General features: G+C 58.6%; 17 protein-coding genes. 9 read left to right on the top strand and 8 right to left on the bottom strand.

What is annotated here, in order from left to right; translation table 11 throughout:
* Positions 1-26 precede the first annotated feature (26 nt).
* The 3 genes from HY282_09150 (at position 27) to HY282_09140 (ending at position 6,583) form a co-directional block, all read left to right on the top strand.
* Positions 27-2,600 carry a DNA internalization-related competence protein ComEC/Rec2 gene (locus tag HY282_09150; protein ID MBI3803914.1) on the top strand — a complete coding sequence of 858 codons (2,574 nt, stop codon included), beginning with the start codon at positions 27-29 and terminating at the stop codon, positions 2,598-2,600.
* A gap of 167 nt (positions 2,601-2,767) precedes the next feature.
* Positions 2,768-3,145: an FHA domain-containing protein gene (locus HY282_09145; GenBank protein ID MBI3803913.1), complete on the top strand. Its 378-nt coding sequence runs from the start codon at positions 2,768-2,770 to the stop codon at positions 3,143-3,145.
* A gap of 180 nt (positions 3,146-3,325) precedes the next feature.
* The gene (locus HY282_09140) at positions 3,326-6,583 is read left to right on the top strand and encodes a hypothetical protein (protein ID MBI3803912.1); all 3,258 of its coding nucleotides are present in this window, start codon (positions 3,326-3,328) and stop codon (positions 6,581-6,583) included.
* Between the two features lie 16 nt (positions 6,584-6,599).
* Here HY282_09140 and HY282_09135 read toward each other — a convergent pair whose 3' ends face one another.
* The 8 genes from HY282_09135 to HY282_09100 form a co-directional block, all read right to left on the bottom strand.
* Positions 6,600-8,270, bottom strand: coding sequence for an FAD-binding protein (locus tag HY282_09135; GenBank protein ID MBI3803911.1), 1,671 nt, complete (start codon positions 8,268-8,270; stop codon positions 6,600-6,602).
* 26 nt (positions 8,271-8,296) lie between these two features.
* On the bottom strand, positions 8,297-9,745 hold the full coding sequence (gcvPB, locus tag HY282_09130) for an aminomethyl-transferring glycine dehydrogenase subunit GcvPB (protein ID MBI3803910.1): 1,449 nt from the start codon (positions 9,743-9,745) through the stop codon (positions 8,297-8,299).
* Positions 9,746-9,782: 37 nt separating this feature from the next.
* Positions 9,783-10,307 carry an NUDIX hydrolase gene (locus tag HY282_09125; protein ID MBI3803909.1) on the bottom strand — a complete coding sequence of 175 codons (525 nt, stop codon included), beginning with the start codon at positions 10,305-10,307 and terminating at the stop codon, positions 9,783-9,785.
* On the bottom strand, positions 10,304-11,236 hold the full coding sequence (locus HY282_09120; protein MBI3803908.1) for a M28 family peptidase: 933 nt from the start codon (positions 11,234-11,236) through the stop codon (positions 10,304-10,306). The genes HY282_09125 and HY282_09120 overlap by 4 nt, the downstream gene beginning before the upstream one ends.
* A gap of 84 nt (positions 11,237-11,320) precedes the next feature.
* Positions 11,321-12,682, bottom strand: coding sequence for an aminomethyl-transferring glycine dehydrogenase subunit GcvPA (gcvPA, locus tag HY282_09115; GenBank protein MBI3803907.1), 1,362 nt, complete (start codon positions 12,680-12,682; stop codon positions 11,321-11,323).
* 142 nt (positions 12,683-12,824) lie between these two features.
* Positions 12,825-13,919 carry a glycine cleavage system aminomethyltransferase GcvT gene (gene gcvT, locus HY282_09110; GenBank protein MBI3803906.1) on the bottom strand — a complete coding sequence of 365 codons (1,095 nt, stop codon included), beginning with the start codon at positions 13,917-13,919 and terminating at the stop codon, positions 12,825-12,827.
* A 42-nt stretch (positions 13,920-13,961) separates the two neighbouring features.
* Positions 13,962-14,678: an ABC transporter ATP-binding protein gene (locus HY282_09105; GenBank protein MBI3803905.1), complete on the bottom strand. Its 717-nt coding sequence runs from the start codon at positions 14,676-14,678 to the stop codon at positions 13,962-13,964.
* Between the two features lie 78 nt (positions 14,679-14,756).
* Entirely contained in the window at positions 14,757-15,542 is a 786-nt protein-coding gene (locus HY282_09100) for an ABC transporter ATP-binding protein (GenBank protein ID MBI3803904.1), read from the bottom strand.
* Between the two features lie 517 nt (positions 15,543-16,059).
* Between HY282_09100 and HY282_09095 the strand changes: the two genes are divergently transcribed.
* The 6 genes from HY282_09095 to urtE all read left to right on the top strand — a co-directional run bounded on the left by HY282_09095 (position 16,060) and on the right by urtE (position 24,113).
* Positions 16,060-17,199, top strand: a complete 1,140-nt coding sequence (locus HY282_09095; protein ID MBI3803903.1) for a hypothetical protein — start codon at positions 16,060-16,062, stop codon at positions 17,197-17,199.
* Between the two features lie 20 nt (positions 17,200-17,219).
* Positions 17,220-18,065 carry an urease accessory protein UreD gene (locus tag HY282_09090; GenBank protein MBI3803902.1) on the top strand — a complete coding sequence of 282 codons (846 nt, stop codon included), beginning with the start codon at positions 17,220-17,222 and terminating at the stop codon, positions 18,063-18,065.
* A gap of 54 nt (positions 18,066-18,119) precedes the next feature.
* Positions 18,120-19,511, top strand: coding sequence for an urea ABC transporter substrate-binding protein (urtA, locus tag HY282_09085; GenBank protein ID MBI3803901.1), 1,392 nt, complete (start codon positions 18,120-18,122; stop codon positions 19,509-19,511).
* A 107-nt stretch (positions 19,512-19,618) separates the two neighbouring features.
* Positions 19,619-21,331, top strand: coding sequence for an urea ABC transporter permease subunit UrtB (gene urtB / locus HY282_09080; GenBank protein MBI3803900.1), 1,713 nt, complete (start codon positions 19,619-19,621; stop codon positions 21,329-21,331).
* An 84-nt stretch (positions 21,332-21,415) separates the two neighbouring features.
* Complete coding sequence (urtC, locus tag HY282_09075; GenBank protein MBI3803899.1) at positions 21,416-23,431, top strand: urea ABC transporter permease subunit UrtC; 2,016 nt, start codon at positions 21,416-21,418, stop codon at positions 23,429-23,431.
* Complete coding sequence (gene urtE / locus HY282_09070; protein MBI3803898.1) at positions 23,424-24,113, top strand: urea ABC transporter ATP-binding subunit UrtE; 690 nt, start codon at positions 23,424-23,426, stop codon at positions 24,111-24,113. The genes urtC and urtE overlap by 8 nt, the downstream gene beginning before the upstream one ends.
* The last annotated feature ends 2 nt before the right edge of the window (positions 24,114-24,115 follow it).

Here is a 24,115-nt window from a genome sequence, read left to right as displayed (position 1 = left end):
ACTGCCGCCGAGAAGGAGTGTGATCGTTGGGTTCCCCGCCCCTGGTTACGATCACCGTCGCCTTTATCTGCGGCCTCGCCCTCGGAGAGCGCTTCTCCTACTTTCCCCTGACCGTCGCCTCGGCTCTTTTTTTATTTCTGATTTTAGAGCGATCTTTCAGGCGAGAAGCGCTCATCTCTCTCCCGGCCTTTCTCTTCGGCCTCCTGGGGTTGCTCGTCTACCAGATCGTCTCCACCCCCTATTCCGAAGGAGATCTCGCGCCCTATCTTGACCGGGGCGAGATCCGAATCGTCGCGCAAATCGACGGTCCGCCGCAGCATTCGCCGGAGCAGGTTTCTTTTCAGATGAGGGCGCTTGCAATCCGGGCGTCGACGGTCGGTGCGGAGACACCCCTTCCCGCCCCCCCGGACGGCGCGTCCTCACAATCACAATGGAGTGAACGACCCCTTCAAGGGATCTTCCGGGTGATTGTCTACTTGCCCGAGGTCCCTTTTGAATATGGCGACCGGCTCGAATTGGAGACCCGGCTTCGCCGGCCCCAACAGTTTGAGACCCCGGGGGCGTTTCAGTATGCCGACTACCGGGAACGGGAAGGCTGGAGCGGCATCGCCAGCCTGTCACGCCTCGACCACGTTCGGAAGATCGGGGAGGGAGGAAACCCGCTCCTCCGCCGGCTTTACCGGGGCCGCGAAGAGATCCGCCGCAAGGTCCTTGCGTCGATGGAGGGCGAAGCGGCCGCGCTGTTGTTGGCCCTGATTATCGGCGAGACCGGCTACCTCACCGATCCGATCCGGGAGGCCTTCTCCGCCTCCGGCACAACCCATCTTCTCTCCATCTCCGGTTCGCACCTCGCCTTGGTCTCTTTGCTGATCTTTGGATTGACCCGATGGTTGATCCTTCGCCTTCCAGAGCCGATTCTCCTTCGTCTGTCGCTCTGGAAAATTCCCTCCCAATGGGCGGCGTTGATCACCGCCGGGCCGGTCGCCTTTTATGCATTCTTGGCCGGCGCGGAGGTTGCGACGCTTCGTTCCTTGATCATGATCGGCGTCTATCTCTTTTCGATCTGGATTGGAAAGCGCAGCGATGTGAGGGTCAGCCTTTCGCTCGCGGCCCTTTTGATCGTTCTCTCTCATCCGCAGGCGATTTTCGATCTGTCGTTTCAGCTTTCTTTTCTTTCGGTCCTCGCCATCACGTCGACGTTCCACTGGTGGAAGGCGACCGCTTCGGCCGAAGTTCCATCCGCGTTTCCGAAAGAGGAGCGGTCTTTCTTACAACGGTATCTGATCTCACCCCTGCAGCTGATGATTGTATCGACGGTCGGTGCCACGTTGGGAACGGCGCCGCTGACCCTTTTTTATTTTCATCAGTTCAGCTGGGTCGGTCTTTTTGCGAACATGATCCTGATCCCGGTGGCCGGCTGGGTGATCGTTCCTTTTGGATTCATTGCCGCCGTCTGTTCTCTCTTTTTTGGAGAAGGTTTTCCATTGGCCGGGTGGAACCAGTGGCTCGGATCATCCTACTATCACCTCACCGCTCTTTTTGCTCGACTTCCCGGCTCGGATCTCCATTATGCTTCTCCTCCGTTGTGGGGGGTGATTGTCTTTTATGGGATTCTCGTCTTCATGCTGCACCGAACGGTGTCGCGAAGGACGGTTGCTTGCACGGTCGCCCTTTTCTTGATCCTTTTTTTAGGCGCAGGGTGGTTCCGGTTTTCTCCGGAGCGGCTCCGGATGACGATGATCGATGTCGGCCAAGGCGATGCGGCGTTGATTGAATTTCCGCACGGGAAAACAATCCTGGTCGACGGCGGTTCCGGAGGGGCGTTCGATGTCGGGCGGATTGCCGTGGCGCCCTACCTTTGGGAGCGGCGAATTCGAACGATCGATTATCTCGTCGGCACCCATCCCCAAATGGATCATATCGGCGGCTTCTCCTCCCTGATCCGGAGCTTTCAGGTCGGTGAGGTCTGGACCAACGGGGAATCGCGCGACCTTCCCTTCTATCGCCTTTTTTCCGACGCAATGGAACAGAAGGGGCTCCGTCCGAAGGTCATCACCGGTGATGCCCCGCCGATGTCGATCGATGGATGCTTCCTTCACTTCCTGAACCCGCCCGCCGAGAACCTCTTTGCCGAGGGCGACCTCAACGACCGCTCCATCGTTTTGCGATTGGCCTGCCCGGATCTGGGCGACGGCGGGCTCTCTTTTCTCTTCACCGGGGATATTGAACAGGGTGCGGAGGAGCATCTATTGCAGCAGGGAATCGATCTGAAGAGCACCTTCTTAAAGGTTCCCCATCATGGAAGCCGCAGCGCGCTGAATCCCGCGTTTCTCTCGACGGTCTCTCCCCAAGTGGCTCTCTTTTCGGTCGGACGCCACAATTCTTATCATCATCCCCATCTGGATGTCCTCGATGCATACCAAGCCTTATCGGCTCAAATCTATCGAACCGACCGGGACGGCGCCATCGTGATTGAGGCCGACCGGGCCGGCTGGGAAATCAGGACGTATCAGGAGTGTAAAATGACGAAGGTCCTTTGGCGCGCTCCCCTGCTGATGCAGGAATGGGAAAATCTCAGAAGGGCTTTTCGTCGATTTTAATTCATTTAAAAGAGGATCGCCGCCCCTTTTCTGAAAATACAGAGTTGGTATTAAAAAGGCAGTCCCATTTGACAAATGGCCGTTTTGTTATAAACTTGACTGGGAGCGGATAGATCAACCGGCCGAAACCCTCACTGGAATGTAAGATGATTAAAGAGGAAATAAGGATGGATAACGAGGATACGATTCATCCCGATGTTTCTCCGGCCACCGATCCTCGGAAATGCCTTCCTTGTCTGGTCGTGATCTCCGGGAAACCGCTGGGTAAAAAGTATATGCTCGATCAGCGGCAGATCCTGGTCGGCCGAGGGGATCAGGTCCAGATCTCGCTCGATGAAAAAACTGTTTCCCGAAACCATGCCGAGTTTTATCGAAAGAACAACCAGACCATGGTGAAGGACCTCCGCAGCAAGAACGGGGTTTATGTGAATGACATCAAAGTCATCGGTTCCGCCCTGAAGGACGGCGATCTCATTCGAATCGGAAACACCGTTTTCAAATTCGTCGGCGGAGGAAATATCGAAGGGCAATACTACCAAGCCTAGCCTTGATCGCCGCATCCTTCGCTCCCGCCATCTTTTCCGCTTCTTCGATTTAAAGCCCTTGAACCAAATCTTTCAAGTCTCGGATTGAAACCTCTAAAAGGGATATCACCGCACACGTCTATTCTCCATCCCTCGCCTGCACTGACAAGGTAGATCTCCTGGGATATACTTTTCAGTAAGATGAGAAGAATTCTTGTTTTTGCCTGCATGATTTTACTGGCCGGATGTGGTAGGGGCAGCCATCAAGCCTCCCCAAGCCCCCTTCCTCCCTCCCTCCACCTGGGTGCCGCCGGCCTGTCCTTCACCGGCATCAGCTGCGGATCAAACCCGGCCAGCCAGACCTTTGAGATCACCAATGCCGGAGAGGGAACGCTCACCTGGTCGGTCTCCAATGTTCCCTCCTGGTTGCTTCTCACCCCCTCCAGCGGGACCGCTCCGACCACCGTGGCTGCGCAGGTCGATACCGCCGGCCTTTCTTGCGGGCAGAGTTATTCGCAGACGATCCATATTGAAGCCTCCGGCGCCGGCAACACACCGGTCGATGTGACGGTCAGTCTGACGATCCCCCCGCTTCCGGTCATCACCACCGATCCTTCAAAAATAACCTTTGCCGCTTCGACCTGTGGGGGGGTCGCGACGAGTGCCTCGCCGTCCTTTATCATCACCGCCGCTGAAAGCAGCTTTCATTGGAGTGCGGCGGCCGACCCGCCGTGGATTCACTTTGCCCCCACGAGCGGAGCCGCGGGAGCAACCGTCACCCTGGAGAATATCGACACATCGACCCTGCCTTGTGGGGCGACCTCTTCCGGAACGATCACGATCAGCTCCGACAATACGGGGGTTTCTCCTAGCAGCGTAACGGTCGACGTGGTTGTTCCCCCTCGGCCGGCGATTATCACCAGTACATTGAAAGTCACCTTCACCGCCGTGACCTGTGGCGGGAGTGCAACCAGCGGTTCGCCGTCCTTTACCATTTCCAGCGATGGAAATGGAAGTTTCAACTGGAGCGGGGCGGCGAGCAAGCCCTGGATTCAGTTCGCCCCGACCAGCGGAACCGATGGATCAACGGTGACGGTCGCGAATATCGACACCTCCACCCTTCCTTGCGGGGCCGTCTCCTCCGGAACCATCGCCATCAGCTCCACGGAAGCGGGGAATTCCCCACAGAGCATCACCGTGGAGGTCACGATCCCGGCGGCGGCGACGATGAATCCGAGCGCCTCGGTTCTCGGGTTCTTTGCGACCGCCTGCAAGGTGAGCCCGGACCCGCAGCCGTTTACGATTCAGAACAACGGCGGCAGCCCGCTCGGCTGGAGCGCGGCGGTGACTTACACCGGCCAGGCCAGCGGCTGGCTTGCTCTGGATATTAGCAGTGGGACGGTGGCGGCGGGCGCCACCTCGGCGACCATTACCGTGACACCCGATGCCTCCGGTCTCACCTGCGGACTGGGGCATTCGGCGACCATTACCCTGACGGCGACCGCCGGCGGCAGTAACGCCTCTCCGGTTCCCTCAAAAACGATTGAAGTCGGCCTGAGCAACCCGATGGCGTGGGCGCACCAGAACCCGAAACCGACGAGCTATCCGATCAACGATGTCACATTCTCCGAGCTGGGAGTCGCCTGGGCGGCCGGAGATGGCGGGACACTCTTCCGATCTCCACCCGACTCGCCTGATTATGGAAATAATTGGATTCCGGTGGTGAGCGGAACGGGGGCCAACCTTCGCGGGATTTATTTTGTCAGTGCATTAGAAGGCTGGGTGGTCGGGGACAGCGGGACCATTTTACACAGTACGGACGGCGGCGCAACATGGACGGCCGATACGACGAGTCCAACGAGCCAACATCTTCAATCGGTCTACTTTCTCGATGCTTCTCATGGATGGGCGGTGGGGAACGCAGGAACCGTCCTCTATCGAGACAGCAGCGCAACATGGACCGCCACCGCGGCATCGGGAAGCAAGCCGAGCCAGTTCACCCATATCTTCATGAACGATGCCACCCACGGATGGATCACTGTAAAAAATTCGAACGAATCGCTTTTATGGACCGATAATAACTGGTCCACGATGACGCCCCAGGATCAGAAAAGCGCGGCGGATCTCTACTCTGTGTTCTTCCTCCCAAAAGACCCGAACTCCGTTCTGCCAAACCGATTGGACGGTTGGGCGGTGGGTGCGCCCGATAAAGTCAGTGGCCATGGATCGATCCTTCATCTCTACTCGGATACCGGCGTGGAGCCCTGGACGACGGAACTCGTTGACAGCGGCACCACATTCCCTCTCTTAGATTTGTTTATATCGGGTCCGAATCTGGGGTGGGCGGTAGGAGGGGATGAGGGCAATCCTCCCACATTACCAGGGACCATCCTGCGTTGGGATGGATCCACGTGGTCTCCAGTATCCTTTAATGTAGGCGACGCGACACTCCCTTCTCCTAAAGTATTTAAGGCAATTGCTTCTAATAGTGGGAATGGGGTTGCGGTCGGAATCTTCGGAATGGCCTTCACCAGCTCGAATGGGAGCGATTGGGGAAATGTCTCGGGACCTTCAATCAACAATTTAACGTCGGTCGGTTTTGCGCTGGATGGAGTCAATGGCTGGGCGGTCGGCGCCGGCGGGACCGTTTTGAGCACGTCGACTGGCGGGACAGACTGGGTGAAGGAGTCAGGCGTTGCAGGGAACTTTACCGGTCTCTCGGTGGTGTCGGCAACCAACGCCTGGGCCGTGAACGATACAAGGCAGATCTATCATTACAGCAGCGGATCGTGGGGACTTCAGGCGACCCTCGCCGGTTCGGGAAATCTCAAGGGAGTTTATTTTGCAGATGCTGCGAATGGCTGGGCCGTGGGAAAGATCACGAACGGGACGGTAAAACAAGTTTACTATTACAACGGAACGAGCTGGTCTGCGCAATCGACCGCCACCTGTGTTCCTCCTAACAGCCCTCTTCCGGCCACCGTGACCATGAATGGCGTGTACTTCCTCGATGCCAGCAAAGGTTGGATGGTCGGGACCAGCGGGTGGACCGCCCGCACCATCGATGGGGGAGTCACCTGGAGCTGCACGCAGACAAACCCTACCAGCAATACCTGGAATGCGGTCCATTTCGTCAGCGCCTCCACTGGCTGGGCCGTTGGAAGCTCGGGAAGAATTTATCGGACGACCGACGGGGGCGCGACCTGGGCTTCCCAGGCATCATCCACCGGATCGAACCTTTTTGCCGTCCATTTCTCCGATGCCACCCATGGTTGGGCGGTCGGCGCGGCGGGGGTTGTCGTTTCGACGCTCAATGGCGGGTCGAACTGGACGCCGCAATCGTCGGTCGGGACGAACCAGAGTCTAACGGGTCTTTACTTCGCCCCGAACGGTTTAGAAGGGTGGGCGGTCGGGGCAAACGGGGTGATCCTTCACACCGTCTCCGGTGGGACAAACTAATATTAGGAATGTTGTCTTAGTATTTGCGCTCCCCGAGCGGGACGCGCGTGATCGTCACCGGGCGGTAATCGAGCCGGGGTCCGGCGTCGGTGCGATAGGCGAGCGTATGTTTCAGCCAATGGACGTCATCCCGTTTTGGGAAGTCGGGCCGGGCATGGGCGCCGCGTGATTCTTCCCGGACGAGAGCTCCCGCCGCGATCGTCTCCGCTGAATCCATAATCGAGAAAATCTGCAGCGCATCGATCAATTCCAAGTTAAAGGTCTTTCCACGGTCATGCAGGGCGATCTTCTCCAGTCTCGGCCGGATCGCCGCCAGTTTCTCCTTCCCCTCTTCCATCCGATCGCGGGTTCTGAGAATGCCGAAATGATCGGCCATGACCTTCCCGATCTCCTCGCGGAGCAACCCCGCCCGCTCTCCCTCCTTTCGGGAGAGAAGGGCGCCGATCCGCTCCCGCTCCTTCTGAAGGGCCCGATCCGAAGAAGGCGCCAGCGGCGTTTTCTCCGCATATTCGGCGGCGCGGGCGCCGGTGCGGCGACCGTAAACGATCGTCTCCATTAAGGCATTTCCGCCGAGCCGGTTGGCGCCGTGCACGGAAATGCAGGCGCACTCCCCGGCGGCGTAAAGCCCCGGAATCGGCGTCTCGCCGTGGACATTCGTTAAAATTCCCCCCATCGAGTAGTGAACGCCGGGGGTCACCGGGATCGGGGCCTCGATTGGATCGACCCCGGCATAGGTGATCGAGAGCTCCCAGATCTGCGGGAGCCGCTCCATAATCTTTTCTTTGCCGAGATGCCGCAGATCGAGCAGGACGCAGCCGTCGACGCCGCGGCCCTCCAGGATTTCCTGATATTCGGCCCGGGAGACGACATCGCGGCTCGCCAGCTCCATCATCTTCGGCGCATATTTTTCCATAAACCGCTCGCCGCGGGCGTTAAAAAGAAACCCCCCCTCGCCGCGCGCCCCTTCGGTGATCAGAATGCCGGTCTCCTTCAGCGTCGTCGGGTGAAATTGGACGAATTCCATATCTTGCAGCGGGGCGCCGGCGTGATAGGCGAGCGACATACCATCCCCCGTGTTGATCAAGCCGTTGGTCGAGATCAGGTAGACCCGGCCGTATCCTCCGGTGGCGAGCACCACCGCCTTGGCGCGGATCTCCGTCAGCTCGCCGTTGAAGATATTCAGCGCGATGACCCCGCGGCAGACCCCCTCCTCGACAATGAGCGAGGTGACGTACCACTCTTCATAGACGTGTGCGGCCCGCTTCACCAGCTGCTCATAAAGAAGGTGGACCAACGCATGGCCGGTCCGGTCGGCGACATAGCAGGTGCGCGGGAAGCCCAATCCGCCGAAGTTTCGCTGGGCGATCCGTCCCTGCTCATCCCGCGAGAAGAGGGCCCCCATCCGCTCCAGCTCCATGATGTCGCCGGGGGCTTCTCGGCAGAGGATCTCGATGGCATCTTGATCTCCGAGCCAGTCGCTCCCTTTGACCGAGTCGTACATGTGTTGTTCCCAGGAGTCCTCCGGCCGAATCGCTGCGTTGATCCCCCCCTCGGCTGCCACCGAATGGCTTCGCACCGGGTGGACCTTGGAGATGACCCCGGCATTGAGATGTTTCGGAACCGCAATCGCGGCGCGCATCCCGGCGAGCCCCGCACCGACGATCAGAACATCATGCTCCAAAGGCATTGGTTTCTCCCTGGGTTCTTCTCAGATTATTTACTTTGATACCGGACATCCAACCGTTTTGCTGCTTGAACCTCATCCATCCTCCCGACCGGCCGGGTATGGGGCGCCCCGGTGACCCGCGAAGGATCTTGATCGATTTCCTTCCGAATCGCCTTCATCGCCTCGGCAAAGGCATCGAGGTTTTCGCGAGGCTCGGACTCGGGGGTCTCGATCATGAGGGCCTCTTCAATGACCAAGGGGAAATTCACGGTCGGGGGATAAAAGCCGTAATCGATCAGCCGCTTTGCGATATCCCAAGCATGCACCCCCTTCTCCCGGAATTTCTTTGCAGACAAAACAAACTCATGCATGCAGGGGCGGTTGAAGGGGATCGGGTAATCTCCCTCGAGCTGTTTCTTGAGATAATTGGCGTTGAGAATGGCGTTCCGACTGATCGCGGAAAGCCCCGGCGCGCCCAAGCGGCGGATGTAGGTATAGGCCCGGACCAGAATCCCGAAATTGCCGTAGAAGCCATGGATCCGGCCGACCGACTCCGGCCGCCTTGCATCGAGAAGATATTGCTCTCCCTTTTTCTCAATCGTCGGAGCGGGGAGAAAAGGAATGAGCGCCTCCGCCACGCCGACCGGCCCGGCCCCCGGCCCCCCCCCGCCGTGCGGGGTGGAGAAGGTTTTATGGAGGTTGAAGTGGACGATGTCGAACCCCATGTCGCCCGGCCGGGTGAGACCGAGAAGGGCATTGAGGTTGGCGCCGTCGAGGTACATCAACGCCCCGGCGGCATGGACGATCTCAACGATCTTGTCGATCTCCCGCTCGAAGAGGCCGAGCGTGTTTGGGTTGGTCAACATGAAGGCGGCGGTCTCCTGGTCGACCATTTTGGCCAGGTCATCGACATCGATCAGCCCGTCGGCGTTGGAGTGAACGGTTTGGATCGTGTAGCCGGCGAGCGCCGCGCTGGCAGGATTGGTCCCATGCGCCGAGTCGGGGATGATCACCTTCGATCGCTGCCGTCCCTGTTTTTGGTGGTAGGCGCGGGTGGTCAGCATTCCGATCAGCTCTCCCTGTGCGCCGGCGACCGGCTGGAGCGAGACCCGGGCCATGCCGGCAATCTCGGCGAGCATCTGCTCCAGCTCATACATCAGCTGCAGCGCGCCCTGAACCGTCTCGACCGGCTGAAGCGGGTGGATCTGCGCAAAGCCGGGGAGCCGGGCGACATCCTCGTTGATCTTTGGATTGTACTTCATCGTGCAGGAGCCGAGCGGATAAAAGCCGGTGTCGACGCCGTAATTCTCGTGAGAGAGACGGGTGTAGTGGCGCATCAGCTCGTTCTCGCTCACCTCCGGCAGCGGCAGCGGGATCTGGCGTTGGTATTTCTTCGGCAAGACCTGGTCGATCGAAAAATGCTGAAGCGTTTCGGTTGGGAAGGTCGCACCCCGCCGTCCCGGCACGCTCTTTTCAAAGATCAATTTCTCCGGCACCCTTTTTCCTCCTATTTTCTAACGCTAAGTGGTTCTTTTAAATCCAGCCCTGCTTTTTCGCGCGGCCGTAAGCCAGCTCCAAGGCGACGATGCTTTTCGCATCGCGGATCGTCTGGTCTTCAATCTTCTGCATCGCTTCCGCAAAAGGCATTTCGATAATTTGCAAAACCTCATCTTCCCCCAGATCTTGGGCGGAAGGGGTTAACCCTGTTGCGAGAAAAAGATGGATCTGCTCATCGCAAAAGCCCGGGGCGGTGAAGATCGTCGTCAGCTTCTCCAGCGCGCCGACCCGGTAACCGATCTCTTCCTCGACCTCTCGTGCCGCGCACGCCTCCGGGGCTTCTCCCTTGTCGAGCTTCCCCGCCGGGACCTCATAGATATAACCTCCGGCCGCGTGACGGTATTGGTAAATCAGGACGACCTTGCCGTTTGCTAGGAGCGGAACCACCGCAGCGGCCCCCGGATGGCGAACCACCTCCAGCTCGAAGGTCTTTCCGTTCGGAAGGGTGGCCGATTCGATGAAGAGGTGGACGATTTTCCCTCGGTAGATTTCCCGCGTCATTCCGATACCTGCTTCAACTCCGCCAGCTCGATGGCGGTCGCCGCGAGCGACCGCGCCACCCGGGTGATGAAGGGGATGTCGAGTGTCTTTAATTGATCGCTCTTTTTGTGATAATGCGGATTCCGAAAATCGGCGGTGTCGGTCAGCATCACCGCGCGGTAGCCGCGATCCCAGAACGGCACATGGTCGGAGCGCCGTGTGTCGGGAATCGCCTCGCCCTTGCCGGGAACGAGAAAACTGATACAGGGGAGCTCCGGACAGTAAGTCGATACGGCCACTTCGAACGCTTTTTGAATCGGCTCCGCCGGGGCGTTCCCGACGAGACCGATGAAGTCGCCCCGATCGGGCAATTTCATCGGAAGGCCGGGGGGGACCGTTTGTGATCCGACGCGCCCATCGGTGTAGCCGACGCATTCGAGAATAATCGCTCCCCAGAGCGGCACCTTGTTTCTCCGGACCTGCCGGGCGTAGTGATCGCTCCCGAGAAAGCCTTCCTCTTCCAATGAGAAGGCGACGAACTGCACCGTCATCTTTCCCCGAAGGGGGGCGAGGAGCCGGGCGACCTCCAACAAGGCGGCGAGGCCGCTCGCATTGTCGTCGGCGCCGGGCGATTCGGAAGTGGTGTCGTAGTGCGCCCCGATAACCAAGATCTTTTTGTCGACACGGCCGTCGCTCATCCGACCGATCAGATTGACGAAGCGCTCGTTTCGCTCTCCCTCGATCTCCTCTTCCAGCAGATCGAGGCCGAACGATTTCATCTGTTCCGAGAGATAGAGCCCACTCGCCCGAAGCGCTTCCGGCGCGGTGACCGGATGCCGAACTCCGACCAGTGCTTCGAGGTGACGAACGATCTGCTCCTCGGTGATCTGAGTGACCTGAGAGGCGATAAACGCCTGGTGTTCCGAAGGTGAAGCGGCTCTCTCCAACATATCGATCCTACCTGCTCTCTCTGGGCATGCTGGGCATGCCGACCTGCATGAACGCCTTGCCTGTTCCGGCGTGCATGCGAATGATTATCCCTCTGTCGATGGACCGGTCTCAAAGGTTCGGAGGGTTGCGATCAGACGGTCAATCTCCGCGATGGTCTGCTTCTCCGTGACGCAGATCAAGAGGTGATTTTTGAGTTCCCGATAGTATGCGCCGAGATCGATGCCGGCCAACACGCCGGCGCGGCGGGCCTTATTGAGGACCCGCGAGGCCGGCGCCGGAAGGCGAACGACAAACTCTTTGAAGAAAGGGGCGGTGAACGGGGTGACAAAGCCGGGGAGGGCCGCAATCTTCTCCTGCGCCGCATGTGCGTGCGCGAGGGAGAGCATCGCCACCTCCCGGAGGCCTTCCTTGCCGACCGTGGCGAGGTAGACCGAAGCCGCCAATGCGTTGAGCGCCTGATTGGTGCAGATGTTGGAGGTCGCCCGCTCGCGCCGGATATGCTGCTCGCGCGTCTGGAGGGTCAGGCAGAAACCGGGCCTTCCCTGCGCATCGGTGGTCGCCCCGACAACCCGCCCCGGCATCTGGCGGATGAAGTCGCGCCGGGTCGTGAAAAAGCCGACATAAGGGCCGCCGTAGCCGATGGCATTTCCGAGCGGCTGACCTTCCCCGACGGCGATGTCGGCCTTGTATTCGCCGGGGGTTTTCAAGAGGCCGAGCGAGATGGGATCGACCGACATGACCAAAAGCGCTCCGTGCGCGTGTGCCAGCCGCTCGATCTCCTCCACCTCCTCCAACTGGCCGAAGAAGTTCGGATGTTGAATCAACACCGCGGCGGTTTGATCGTCCACCCTCTCGGCGAGACGGTTCAGCTCCGTCGTCCCGGCCTCGAAGGGAACCTCTTTCAACTGGGCCGAAGCGAGCCCGGAGAGATAGGTCTTCACCACCTGGCGGTAGTGGGGGTGAACCGACCGGGCGATCACAACCTTCCCCCGCTTCGTGACCCGCATCGCCATCAACGCCCCCTCCGCCAGCGCAGAGGCGCCGTCGTAAACGGAGGCGTTGGAGACCTCCATCCCGGTCAGCTGGCAGATCATCGTCTGATATTCATAAATCGTCTGCAGCAGCCCTTGGCTCATCTCCGCCTGATAAGGGGTGTAAGAGGTGTAGAATTCCGATTTCGAGAGAACATGGCCGACGGTGCTCGGGATGAAGTGGTCATAACTTCCTCCGCCGAGAAAAGAGAGGGTGGTTCCGGTCTCTAAGTTCTTACGGCTGATTTCGACCATCTCCCGCCGCAGCTCCATCTGAGAGAGCGGTGGGGGAAGATTCAGGGGGCGGTTTAACCGCAACCGCTGGGGAATCTCCAAGAGCTGATCAAACGAGGTGACGCCGATCTCCTGCAGCATTGCCGTCTCTTCTGCCGCCGTTTTCGGAATATATTCCATGAAGCCTCCATTTATTTATTTCGTCATTCCCGAAATGCGCTATCGGGCATCCAGTGTTTTTCAGCCGAGTGACTTCTGGATTCCCGCTTTCGCGGAAATAACGGACGATGCAGTCGCGCTCTGTTTCAGTCAGCCGCGACGCTTATTTCTTCTTTTTATAAAAAGGCCGTTTGACAATCGTTGCCGGTGCGGCGTTCCCCCGGATGTCGATCAACACTTCGCTCCCCTCATCTCCATAACGCGGATCGACATAGCCCATGCCGATCCCTTTTCGCAGGGAGGGGGAGAAGTTGCCGGAGGAGACTTTGCCGATCTCTTTCTGGTCTGAATAGATCATGTGACCTTCCCGCGGAACCCCACCGGTCAGCAGCTCAAAGCCGATCAGTTTTTTCTGAGGCCCTTTTTTCCGCTGTGCGACGAGCGCCTCTTTCCCGAGGAACTCTTTTTCAAAATCGATAAACCGTTCCAGGTCGGCTTCAATCGGGGTCGTCTCATCATTCATGTCGTGCCCATAGAGGGGATAGCCCATTTCCAGGCGCAAGGTATCCCGTGAACCCAATCCGGCCGGCTGGATTCGCTCCGGCTTTCCCGCCTCCAGAAGCGCGTTCCAGACCGTTTCAGCGACTTCTGCCGGAACGACCAGCTCATATCCCTTCTCGCCGGTATAGCCGGTTCGAGCGATCAGCGCCTTGGCGCCCCGGGCCGGAACCAACTCGGTCTCGATGAAATTGCGCAGTGCGATCTCGCTCTTACCGAACGGGATGATTTGAACCAGCGCTTCCCATGACTTCGGCCCCTGCAGCGCCAACATGGCGGTTTCGCTGCTGACGTTCTGAAGGGTGAGGCCGGGCGGGAGATGTTTGGTCATCCACTTAAAATCTTTATCCATATTCGCCGCATTCACGATGACGTAAAAGCGGTCGGTCCCCCGTTTATAGAGGTAGATATCGTCTAAAATCCCCCCCCGCTCATTGAGCAACATTGAATATTGAGCGCTTCCCCGCTGCATCTTATGAATGGGACCGGGGGTGGTCTGCTCCAAATAGGCTTCCGCCCCCTTTCCGGAGAGCTCGAATCGTCCCATATGGCTGATATCAAAAAGGCCGGCCGCCGAGCGGACCGCCCGATGCTCATCGGTTACGCCGGTGTAAGAGAGGGGCATCTGCCAGCCGGCGAACGGGACGATCTTGGCCCCTAATTTTACATGCGTCTCATAAAGAGGCGTTCTTTTCATCATTGACCTCAGGATATCCGCTCAGAGTGTTGGACATTTCGCTTTTTAGTGAGAAGGCCCGCCGCCCAAGTAGGCCGATTGGACCCGGGGGTTCTCCAGGAGATGCAATGCCTGATCTGTGAGGACGATCTGGCCGGTTTCCATGACATAGCCGCGGTCGGCCAGCTTTAAAGCCGCATGTGCGTTCTGCTCAACCAGAAGGATGGTTTTTCCCTGCCGGCGGATCTCCTTAATCATCTCAAAAATTTTCTCCGCCATCAAGGGGGAAAGGCCAAGCGAAGGCTCATCGAGAAGAAGCAGTTTCGGCCGGGACATCAGCGCCCGGCCGATGGCCAGCATCTGCTGCTCCCCGCCGCTGAGGGTCCCCCCCCGTTGAAACCGGCGCTCTTTCAAAACGGGAAAAAGCGCGAAGACCTGCCGCAGGTCTTCCGCCACAATATTTGGATCGACCTGGAGATAGGCGCCCATCTCCAAATTTTCCTGAATCGACAGCCTCGGAAAGATCCGCCGTCCCTCCGGCACCTGGCAGATCCCCCTTTCGACGATCCGGTGGGGGGGAAGTGCTGAGACCTCCTCCCCGCAAAAGGTAATGCGGCCCGACCGATTTGGGACCAGTCCGGAAATCGCCATCAGCGTGGTTGTCTTGCCGGCGCCGTTCGCCCCAATTAAGGCGACCACCTCGCCCGCCTCGACCTGGAGGGAAATCCCCTTTAAGATCGATACGGGGCCATACGACGCATGCAGGTCTTCTATTGAGAGCATGCTCTAACAATTGCGGAATTCGGATGGCGGATTGCGGAGTGAAACGATGTAAAAAATTCGAACTCCGAATTCCGCAATCTATGCTCCCGTTTTCCCCAGATAGGCCTCAATCACTTTTGGATTCCCTTGAATTTCCGTCGCGGTCCCTTCAGCGATCTTTACGCCGTGGTCCAATACGAAAATCCGGTCGGAGATCTTCATGACCAGCTTCATGTTGTGCTCGATCAAGAAGAGGGTCATCCCCTGATCGCGGATCTGTCGGATGAGCGCCATCAGCGCCTCGGTTTCGCGCGGATTCATCCCGGCGGCCGGCTCATCGAGCAGGAGCAGGCTTGGCTCTGAGGCGAGCGCGCGAGCAATCTCCAGGCGCCGTTGATCCCCGTATGCGAGATGGCGGGCCGTCAGCCGATGCCGATCGGCCAGGCCGACGAAATCAAGAAAACGGCGTCCCTCCTCCCGGAGCCGCCGCTCCTTTTCCCGAAAAAGGCGGCTCTGCAGAAGCGCTCCCAAAAAGGTTCCGAAGAGGGGAGGGGCGCTTCGTAGATACCGCCCGATCATGACATTCTCCAACACCGTCATCTCCGAGAAGAGACGGATGTTCTGGAACGTTCTCGCCACGCCGAGGCGGGTAATCTCGTGGGGCTTGAGAGAGGTGATCGGCGTCCCCCGAAAGAGGATGGTGCCCGAGGTCGGCGAGATCAATCCGGTGACGCAGTTAAAAAAAGTCGTCTTCCCCGCGCCGTTTGGCCCGATGAGGCTGGTGACCTTCCCCGCCTCGACCGAGAGGGCGATCCCTTCGAGCGCCTTGAGACCGTCGAAGGTCTTCGTCAGCCCCTCGATTTCTAAAAAAGCCTGCGAAGGCATCGGTTTTCACTTCTGGATAACATATTTGAAAAAGGAAGTCAAAATGGAAGCACCATAACACAGCGGCGGCAGAGGGTCAAGGAGAACCCGCGTTGATCTGAATGCTGGAGATACCGGCGACCACCGGTGCCGATCGGACACGCGTTGGTAATTGAGGTTACAAGAACGGGAAACAATGCCCGACGCAATTGTCTTATTAACGACAAAACAGTCGTCTTTGATCCATTTTTAACCCTCCGATCGGTTTTTTATGGAAAGATTCGTGAATAACTTGAAACATTCATCAGCAAAGGGAAGCGGCGCGTTTAAAGGGAATCAGTTGTTTTCTGGATCGGTCGGCCCGTCTACTCCCAGATAGGTATAGCAATTGCAACCTACCTAAAACGAGCGGTCGATTACGAAGGAGTAATCTTCTGCGAAGGCAAGGTGCCTCATCCCATTCGGGTGATGCACCTTTTTTATTTTCTAAAGCGAGATTCTATAACAATAACTTCAACGGAATGGAGGGAAAATCGAAATGATCCGAAGCCGGCTTGGGCAACTTCTCTCGGGAGTGGTAGGCACCTTTTTCTTGTTGATGATCATCGGTCGGTCGGTCGCCCACGCGGGGGGAACCATCAAAATCGACGATTCGCATTCGATCAGCATCGGGGTCGGGTTGCGGACCAGCTTTAATATGGTCGAAGATGCGGCTCCCGATGGGAAGAGTCGGTCGAAAGATTTTACCCTCAACGATGCCCGTATCTATATGAGTGGGCAGCTCCATGAATTAATCACTTTTGAATTGAATACCGAAACCGAGCAGACAGGGCCGACGACCGCCACCGAGAGCATTCGTATCCTGGATGCGGTCGTGAAGTTCGGGTTTAACGACTATTTTAATGTCTGGGTCGGCCGTTTTCTCCCCCCGAGCGACCGGTCGAATTTAAGCGGCCCCTTCTACCTCAACTCCTGGGACTATCCCCTCGTTGCGTTAGGATATCCGGCGATCTTTGCGGGACGGGATGACGGCGCCGCGATCTGGGGAATGGTCGGCAAGGGATTTTTCAAATATCAGTTCGGCGCATTTCAAGGAGAAGGCGCGGTCCCCGGTGGTCCCAATCAAAAGGATGACCTTCTCTATGCAGGTCGGCTGACGCTGAACCTGTGGGATCCGGAGCCGGGCTACTACAACAGCAGCACCTATTATGGCGCCATGAATGTTCTCGCCCTTGGTTTGGTCGGAATGACCCAAAAGAATGCGGTCGGAACCGCGGCGACTCCCGGGGATTTTACCGGGTGGAACGTCGACTTCCTTGCAGAGCGGAACCTGGGGGCGATCGGGGTCCCAACCTTTGAAGCGGCCTACTATCATTATGATAATGATGGCGTGGCGACGGAAGGAAAGGGATATCTGGCGTTGGTCAGCTATCTTCTTCCGATGAAAGTCGGGGCCGGGGCATTCCAAGGCCAATTTCAACCATTGGTCCGTTACCAAAAGTTCAAAAACGAAGGGCCGGTCACCGGCGATCACAACCGGGTCGATGCGGAGCTGAGCTATATCATCAACGGGCACAACGCCCGGATCTCCTTCGATTACTTCAAAGACAAGGATAAGAGCGTCACCGGTGCCCCGGATGTCGACGGGTTTAGACTCGGTCTTCAGTTTCAGCTCTAAACAAATCGAGAAGGGAAGCGATGCAAGGGTTATTAGAGATCACCTTGAAGCGCGACGGGGAGCGGACGGGAATCGGGGTCCTTCGGCAAAAAGCCCCGCTTCGGATGATCCGGCCGTTTTACCCGGAAGGGGAGGAGGGGCCGGCCCATCTCTATCTTCTGAACACCACGGCGGGGGTGCTGGAGGGAGATCATCTCGAGATCTCGCTCCAGCTGGAGAAGGGGGTCCATGCTGTCGTGCTGACGCCGGCGGCGACCCGCGTTCACACCATGCCGTCCGGCCAGGCAATGCAGCGGACGACCCTCTCCGTCGGTCCAGAGGCCGTTCTCGAATATTGGGCGGAGCCGGTGCTTCCTTATGCCGGGGCGGCTTTTCGTCAGGAGACCGAGATCCGGTTGGAAGAGGGGACCCTCCTCTTCTATGCCGACCTGCTCGGTCCGGGGCGGCTCGGCCGGGGAGAATCGTTTGAGTACCGCTTTTATGAAAATCAGCTGCGGATCACCGACCGGGAGGGGATTCTGGTTCAAGAGCACTTTCAGCTCGTCCCGTCCGAGCGTCCGCTGGAGGAGATCGGGGTGATGGAGGGGTTCAGTCACCTCGGCACCCTTTATATCGTCTGCCCGGAAGAGAAACGGCTGCCGCTTCTTGCAGCATTTCGGTCGGTCGATGGAGGAGATCTCTTTTGGGGAGCAACACTTCTTTCCCGCCGGGGTCTGGCGGTTCGGGCTCTCGCGCACGATACCCCGACCCTTCACGATTTTTTTTTATCCTCTGGAATATATTTCGGGGGGAAGTCCTGGGAAGAGCTCTCCCCCCGATCCGGAGGTACTAGAGCGACGAAGCAGGCCGGTCCAGGCGTCTATTAAATTGTAAATCGGCCAAATCGGCCACACATAACCTGCATAACGGGAGGGGAAGCAATGTTGAATGAAAGAAAGAAAGGTGAATCGAGGTCTGGGAAACAAAAGTATCTCAGGCCGGCGGTCTGGCTTCTGGCCCTGGCCCTAATCGGGTCGGCCGGGACGTTCGCCGCCCGGAAGGTCGCCGACGCGGCCGGTGAAGACAAAAGTCCGATCAAGGTCGGCATCCTTCACTCGCTGAGCGGAACGATGGCGATCAGCGAGCAGTCGATCAAAGACATCATGATGATGGGAATTGACGAAATCAACGCCAAGGGGGGGGTGCTCGGCCGGAAGATCGAGCCGGTCGTCGAAGACCCCGCTTCCAACTGGGACCTCTTCGCCGAGAAGGCAAAGAAGCTTCTGGTTCAAGACAAAGTCCCGGTGATCTTCGGCTGTTGGACGTCGGTGAGCCGAAAATCGGTCCTGCCGGTCGTCGAGAAGAACAACGGGTTGCTTTTCTATCCGGTCCAATATGAAGGGGAAGAGTGCTCCCGAAACATCGTCTACACCGGCGCCGCGGTCAACCAACAGGCCGTTCCGGCGGTCGAGTACTTCCTGAGCAAGGAGGGGGGAGAAAAGAAGAAATTTTATCTTCTCGGCACCGACTATGTCTATCCTCGGACCACAAACAAGATCCTCCGCGCGATGCTCCTAAAGAAAGGGATCGCCGAGAAGGACATCGCGGAAGAGTACACCCCGTTCCATCACCAGGATTATCAAACGATCGTCGCCAAGATCAAACAGTTCTGCGCCGGCGGCAAGGCGGCGGTGATCAACACCGTCAACGGCGACTCCAACGTGCCGCTGTTCAAAGAGCTGGCGAACACCGGGGTCAAGGCGGAGAACTGTCCGGTAATGTCGTTCAGCGTGGCGGAAGATGAGCTGCGCGGTCTCGACACGAAACCGCTCGTCGGCCATCTCGCCGCCTGGAACTACTTCCAGACGGTCAACACGCCGGAGAACAAAGATCTAATCAAGCGGTTCAAAGAGTACGCCAAGAAGAACAATCTTCCAGGCGGCGACAAACGGGTGGTCGATGATCCGATGTTCTGGGGATACAACGGCCTTTTCCTCTGGAAGGCGGCGGTGGAAAAAGCGGGGAGCACCGAGGTCGATGCGGTCTTGAAAGCTTTCCCGGGGATCGAGATCCCGACGGCGGCCGGGAAGATCGTGGCCGACAAACGAAATCATCACACGGCGAAACCGGTCTATATCGGCCGGATTTTGGCCAATGGGCAATTCGAAGTGATCTGGCAGTCGAAGGGACTTGTGACGCCGGAGCCGTGGAGCGAGTTTACCTATCCCGATCGGCAGTGCGATTGGGGCAAGGGAGGAAAGGGATCGTACGATATGAAAGGGGGACAGAAGGTCTTCCTTGATCCGGCGGCGGCTCCGATCGAGCCGATGTAGTCGGTCGTCGGTTACAAAAGGTGGGCTGGGGTTTCAATCCGAGCCCCAGCCCACCTTTATCGTTTAAGGAACGAGTGGTGAAGGGATGGCGGAGAGAGGATATCGAGATGTTTAGCCGAAGGGAAGAATGTAACGCTCTTCTTTTCCTTATTTTCTTTTTTATTCTTTTTTTGTCGGTCGTGTCGGCTCGGTCGGAGGAGCCGAGTCGTTTGCAGGGAAATCTTTCCCTCGAAAGGCATGATCGTCTGCAAAAAATCGCAGGAGGCGATCCGGAACTGCAGGCCACTGTACTGAAAGAGTTGGCCGAGACGGGCGATCCGGCGGCCCTTCCGCTTCTGACGGCGCTGTATGAGGGGACGCTTTACCGCTGGGCAGCCGACGGAAAAACCCGGGTGGTGATGGTGCAGACGGTCGACCTGCCCACCGGTGATAAGAAAGGTTTTTTGATCGATCCCCTCACCGGAGAGCGGGTCGGCGAGGGGGACGGAACGGCGGAAGGGTTCGAGATGATCTCGGTGGTTGGTGAAGGGCGGCGATGGCTCCAAGCGGCGCTCGACCGGATCAAGCTGTCCGATCCTTCTCCGGAGGTCCGGCGCTCCGCGGCGATGAAAATCGGGAACAGCGGCGACCTCTCCGCCATCTCCGTACTCAACCGCGCCGTGGCACCGGAACAGGACCGATGGGCACGCCATGCGATGGAAGAGGCGATCGGCCAGATTCAGCTCGACAATCCCGATCCGGAGATGCGGCGCCTGGCGGCGGGGCAGTTGGGGGCGATCCACAGTCAGGAAGCGCTCCCCAGATTAAAGGCGCTCCTTTCAGAGACGCCGACCGAGAGCGATCCCGGCGCCCGCGCGGCGATTCAGTCGGCCATCGCTCGGATTGAACGTTACCAAGCGTGGGAGCAATTTGCGGGAACCCTCTTCAGCGGGATAAGCCTCGGGTCGATCTTATTATTGATGGGGCTCGGATTGGCGATCATCTTCGGGCTGATGGGGGTGATCAACATGGCCCATGGCGAGATGATGATGGTCGGGGCCTATACCACCTTCGCCCTCCAGGAATTTTTCACCGCGCATTTTCCGGCGGCCTATCATAGTTTCTACTTCATCGCGGCGCTCCCCCTTTCGTTTTTGGTGGCCGGCGTCATCGGATGGATTCTCGAAAAGGGGGTGATCCGGTTTCTTTATGGAAAGCCGCTGGAGACGCTGCTGGCGACTTGGGGGATCAGCATGATTTTTCAGCAGGCGGCGCGCTGGTATTTTGGCGATCTGACCAGCGTCAACGCGCCGGGCTGGATTCGCGGCGGCATCCAGGCGTCGGTCGGGTTGGTTCTCCCCTATAATCGCATCTTCATCATCCTCCTGAGCGCCGCCGGATTGGTAGGGGTCTCCCTTCTTTTGTCCCGAACCCGATGGGGATTGAAGATCCGGGCGGTGACGCAGAACCGGGATATGAGCGCCTGCCTCGGAATTTCAACCCGCCGGGTCGACGGCTGGACCTTCGCCCTCGGGGCGGGACTTGCGGGCTTGGCCGGCTGCGCCTTGAGCCTGGTCGGGAATGTCGATCCGGAAATGGGGAAGACCTACATCGTCGATTCGTTTATGGTGGTGGTGGTCGGCGGCGTCGGCAAGCTCGCCGGAACGGTTGTCTCGGCGTTCGGGATCGGGATGTTGAACAAGATCTTGGAGCCGATGATCGGCGGAACCGGCGGGGCGATCTATGCGAAGATTTTTATCTTGGCGGCCATTATCCTTTTTCTTCAACGGAAGCCTTCCGGGTTCTTCCCGGCGAAGGGAAGGGCGGCGGAGTCGGCCTAAGACCGCTCTCTCCGCGGGCCGGGTCCTTTTGGCAAGGGTCGCAATCGTAATCGTTGGGTGGTGATTGGTTTGACGAAAGAAAAAATGGCATGGATCGGGGTTGCGCTTTTCTTGGGGGTTGTTTTGCCGATTCTCAACCTCCTTCCGGCCGGCGCTCCGCTCCATCTTCCCGATTTTTACCTCGGCCTTCTCGGAAAGTACCTCTCGCTGGCGATTTTGGCGGTCGGACTGGATCTCCTTTGGGGATATGCCGGGATCTTAAGCCTCTGCCAGGCGGTCTTCTTCGGTCTCGGCGGATATGCCATTGGAATGTATCTGATGCTGGAGATCGGCGCCGCGCAGAGCAAATATGGCGAGGCGATTCCCGATTTCATGGTCTGGAACCAGTTAAAGGGCCTTCCCTGGTTTTGGAAACCGTTTGACCATTTCGGCTTTGCGGTGTTGGGGGTCATCCTCGTTCCGGCCCTCTTTGCGGCGGCCTTCGGCTATCTCACCTTCCGAAGCCGGATCAAAGGGGTCTATGTCTCGATATTGACCCAGGCGCTCGCCTTCGCCGCCTGGCTTCTCTTCAATCGAAACGAGATGAACCTCGGCGGGACGAACGGCCTCACCGATTTCAAAACCCTCCTCGGCTTTTCCCTCAACAGCCCGGCGACGCAGCGGGGACTCTATGTCGTCACCGTCTTTTCTTTGATCGGCGCGTTTCTCCTCTGCCGGTGGATCGTGACCTCCAAGCTGGGAAAGATTTTTCAGGCGATCCGAGACAATGAACATCGGCTTCGGTTTTGCGGCTTCTCTACCACCCCATTTAAAGTTTTCGTCTTTGTCCTCTCGGCGGCCTTGGCCGGGTTGGCCGGGGCGCTCTATGTCCCGCAGGTCGGGATTATCACGCCGAGTCAGATGGGGGTCCTCCCCTCGCTGGAGGTGGTCGTCTGGGTGGCGCTCGGCGGACGGGGGACCCTGGTCGGCGGGGCGCTCGGCGCAGTCGTCGTGAACGGGTTGCGAACCTATCTCACCACCCAGGTCCCGCAGCTCTGGCCCTTTCTCCTCGGCGGCCTTTTCGTCGGCGGGGTCCTCTTCTTTCCAAACGGGTTGGTCGGGCTTCCGGGCCAGCTCCGCCGCTCGATTCAGCGACGCTTTGGCACCGTCCGCTCTCCCGAGCCGGGTGCCGAGGAGGGGCCTGCCGCCACCGACCGAAAGGGAATCGGTTCACGCAACGGCGTGGAGCCTCTCCCCTCCGTGGAAACCATAGATCCAGGGATGATGTTCAAGCCGACCGAGACGATCATCTACCTGGAGGGGGTAACGGTCAGCTTCGAGGGTTTTCTCGCCTTGCGCGACCTCAATTTTTTTATGGAGAAGGGGGAGCTTCGTTTTGTGATCGGCCCGAACGGCGCCGGCAAGACGACCCTCCTCGATGTGATCTCCGGGAAGGTCAAGCCGGCGAAAGGACGGGTGATTTTTGACAAAGCGACCGACCTGCTTCCGTTGAGAGAGCACCAGATCGTCACCCAAGGGATCGGCCGCAAATTTCAGACGCCGACCGCCTTTCCACATCATACCGTTTATGACAATCTCACCCTCGCCCTTCGAGGAAAGAAGGGGGTGATCGCTTCGCTCGTCGGGCGGCGGGAAGGGGAAGAGCGGGAGCGGATCGAGGCGATCCTCGGTTGGATTGGGCTGACGGAGCATGCCGGCCGTTTGGCCGGAACACTCGCGCATGGGCAGCGGCAGTGGCTGGAGATCGGCATGGTGATGGCGCAGGAGCCGGAGCTGCTCCTCATCGACGAGCCGGTCGCCGGAATGACCGGACGAGAGCGGGAGGAGACCGGGCTGCTCCTGGAGGCGATTGCACGGGAGCATTCGGTGTTGGTGATCGAGCATGACATGGAATTCGTCCGCCATTTTGCAAAAAAGGTGACCGTTCTCCATGAGGGGACGGTCCTCTGCGAGGGGCCGATGCTGGAGGTTCAAAGAGATCCGCGGGTGATCGAAGTGTATCTCGGGCGAGAGGAGCGCGGCGCCGGCGCGGCCGGTGCGAGCGTAGGGGGAGGAGCGATTGGAGGACCTTCCCCGATCAAGGAATCAAACGATGCTTGAGGTCCGCGGTCTAAATGTTTATTATGGCGATAGCCAGGTGCTTCGAGAAGTCGATCTGACGATCCCGGCGGGGAAGGTCGTCTGCTTGATGGGGAGGAACGGGGTTGGAAAGACGACCTTGATGAAATCAATCATCGGTCTTCTCTCCCCGAGGCGGGGCCGAATTACGCTCGGCGGCGATGAAATCACGCAGGCGCCCCCTTATCTGCGGGCGCGTCGCGGGATCGGCTATGTTCCCCAGGGGAGAGAGATTCTCCCCTCTCTCACGGTGGAAGAAAATTTGCTCGTCGGCCTGGAGGCGTCGGGCGGAAAGGCGATCCCGCCGGAGATTTTTGATCTCTTCCCGGTCTTAAAGACGATGCTCCATCGCCGCGGCGGTGATCTCAGCGGCGGACAGCAGCAGCAGCTCGCCATCGGCCGGGCGCTCGTCTCCGGTCCCCGGCTCCTGCTGCTCGATGAGCCGACCGAGGGGATTCAGCCGTCGATCATCAAGGAAATTGTCTCCGTGATTCTGCGAATCAGGGCGGAGGGGAAGATGGCGATCTTATTGGTCGAGCAATACCTCTCGCTGGTCCGGGAGGTCGCCGATTCGTTTTATGTGATGGAGAAGGGGGCGATCGCGGCGGAAGGCCCGGTCGCGCAATTAAACGACGAGGTGGTCCGCAGGCATCTGACCGTCTGATT

The sequence above is a fragment of the Candidatus Manganitrophaceae bacterium genome (assembly GCA_016200325.1).
Lineage (GTDB): Bacteria > Nitrospirota > Nitrospiria > SBBL01 > Manganitrophaceae > Manganitrophus.
The sequence above is the reverse complement of the archived record's forward strand: the minus strand, read 5'-3'. Positions and strand labels throughout refer to the sequence as shown.

Bases quoted from the DNA above. Each gene is read 5' to 3' on its own strand.
- HY282_09145 (MBI3803913.1), top strand. From the start codon at position 2,768: ATGGATAACGAGGATACGATTCATCCCGATGTTTCTCCGGCCACCGAT.
- HY282_09140 (MBI3803912.1), top strand. From the start codon at position 3,326: ATGAGAAGAATTCTTGTTTTTGCCTGCATGATTTTACTGGCCGGATGT.
- HY282_09135 (MBI3803911.1), bottom strand. From the start codon at position 8,270: ATGCCTTTGGAGCATGATGTTCTGATCGTCGGTGCGGGGCTCGCCGGG.
- HY282_09125 (MBI3803909.1), bottom strand. From the start codon at position 10,307: ATGACGCGGGAAATCTACCGAGGGAAAATCGTCCACCTCTTCATCGAA.
- HY282_09120 (MBI3803908.1), bottom strand. From the start codon at position 11,236: ATGTTGGAGAGAGCCGCTTCACCTTCGGAACACCAGGCGTTTATCGCC.
- gcvPA (MBI3803907.1), bottom strand. From the start codon at position 12,682: ATGGAATATATTCCGAAAACGGCGGCAGAAGAGACGGCAATGCTGCAG.
- gcvT (MBI3803906.1), bottom strand. From the start codon at position 13,919: ATGATGAAAAGAACGCCTCTTTATGAGACGCATGTAAAATTAGGGGCC.
- HY282_09105 (MBI3803905.1), bottom strand. From the start codon at position 14,678: ATGCTCTCAATAGAAGACCTGCATGCGTCGTATGGCCCCGTATCGATC.
- HY282_09100 (MBI3803904.1), bottom strand. From the start codon at position 15,542: ATGCCTTCGCAGGCTTTTTTAGAAATCGAGGGGCTGACGAAGACCTTC.
- HY282_09095 (MBI3803903.1), top strand. From the start codon at position 16,060: ATGATCCGAAGCCGGCTTGGGCAACTTCTCTCGGGAGTGGTAGGCACC.
- HY282_09090 (MBI3803902.1), top strand. From the start codon at position 17,220: ATGCAAGGGTTATTAGAGATCACCTTGAAGCGCGACGGGGAGCGGACG.
- urtA (MBI3803901.1), top strand. From the start codon at position 18,120: ATGTTGAATGAAAGAAAGAAAGGTGAATCGAGGTCTGGGAAACAAAAG.
- urtB (MBI3803900.1), top strand. From the start codon at position 19,619: ATGTTTAGCCGAAGGGAAGAATGTAACGCTCTTCTTTTCCTTATTTTC.
- urtC (MBI3803899.1), top strand. From the start codon at position 21,416: ATGGCATGGATCGGGGTTGCGCTTTTCTTGGGGGTTGTTTTGCCGATT.
- urtE (MBI3803898.1), top strand. From the start codon at position 23,424: ATGCTTGAGGTCCGCGGTCTAAATGTTTATTATGGCGATAGCCAGGTG.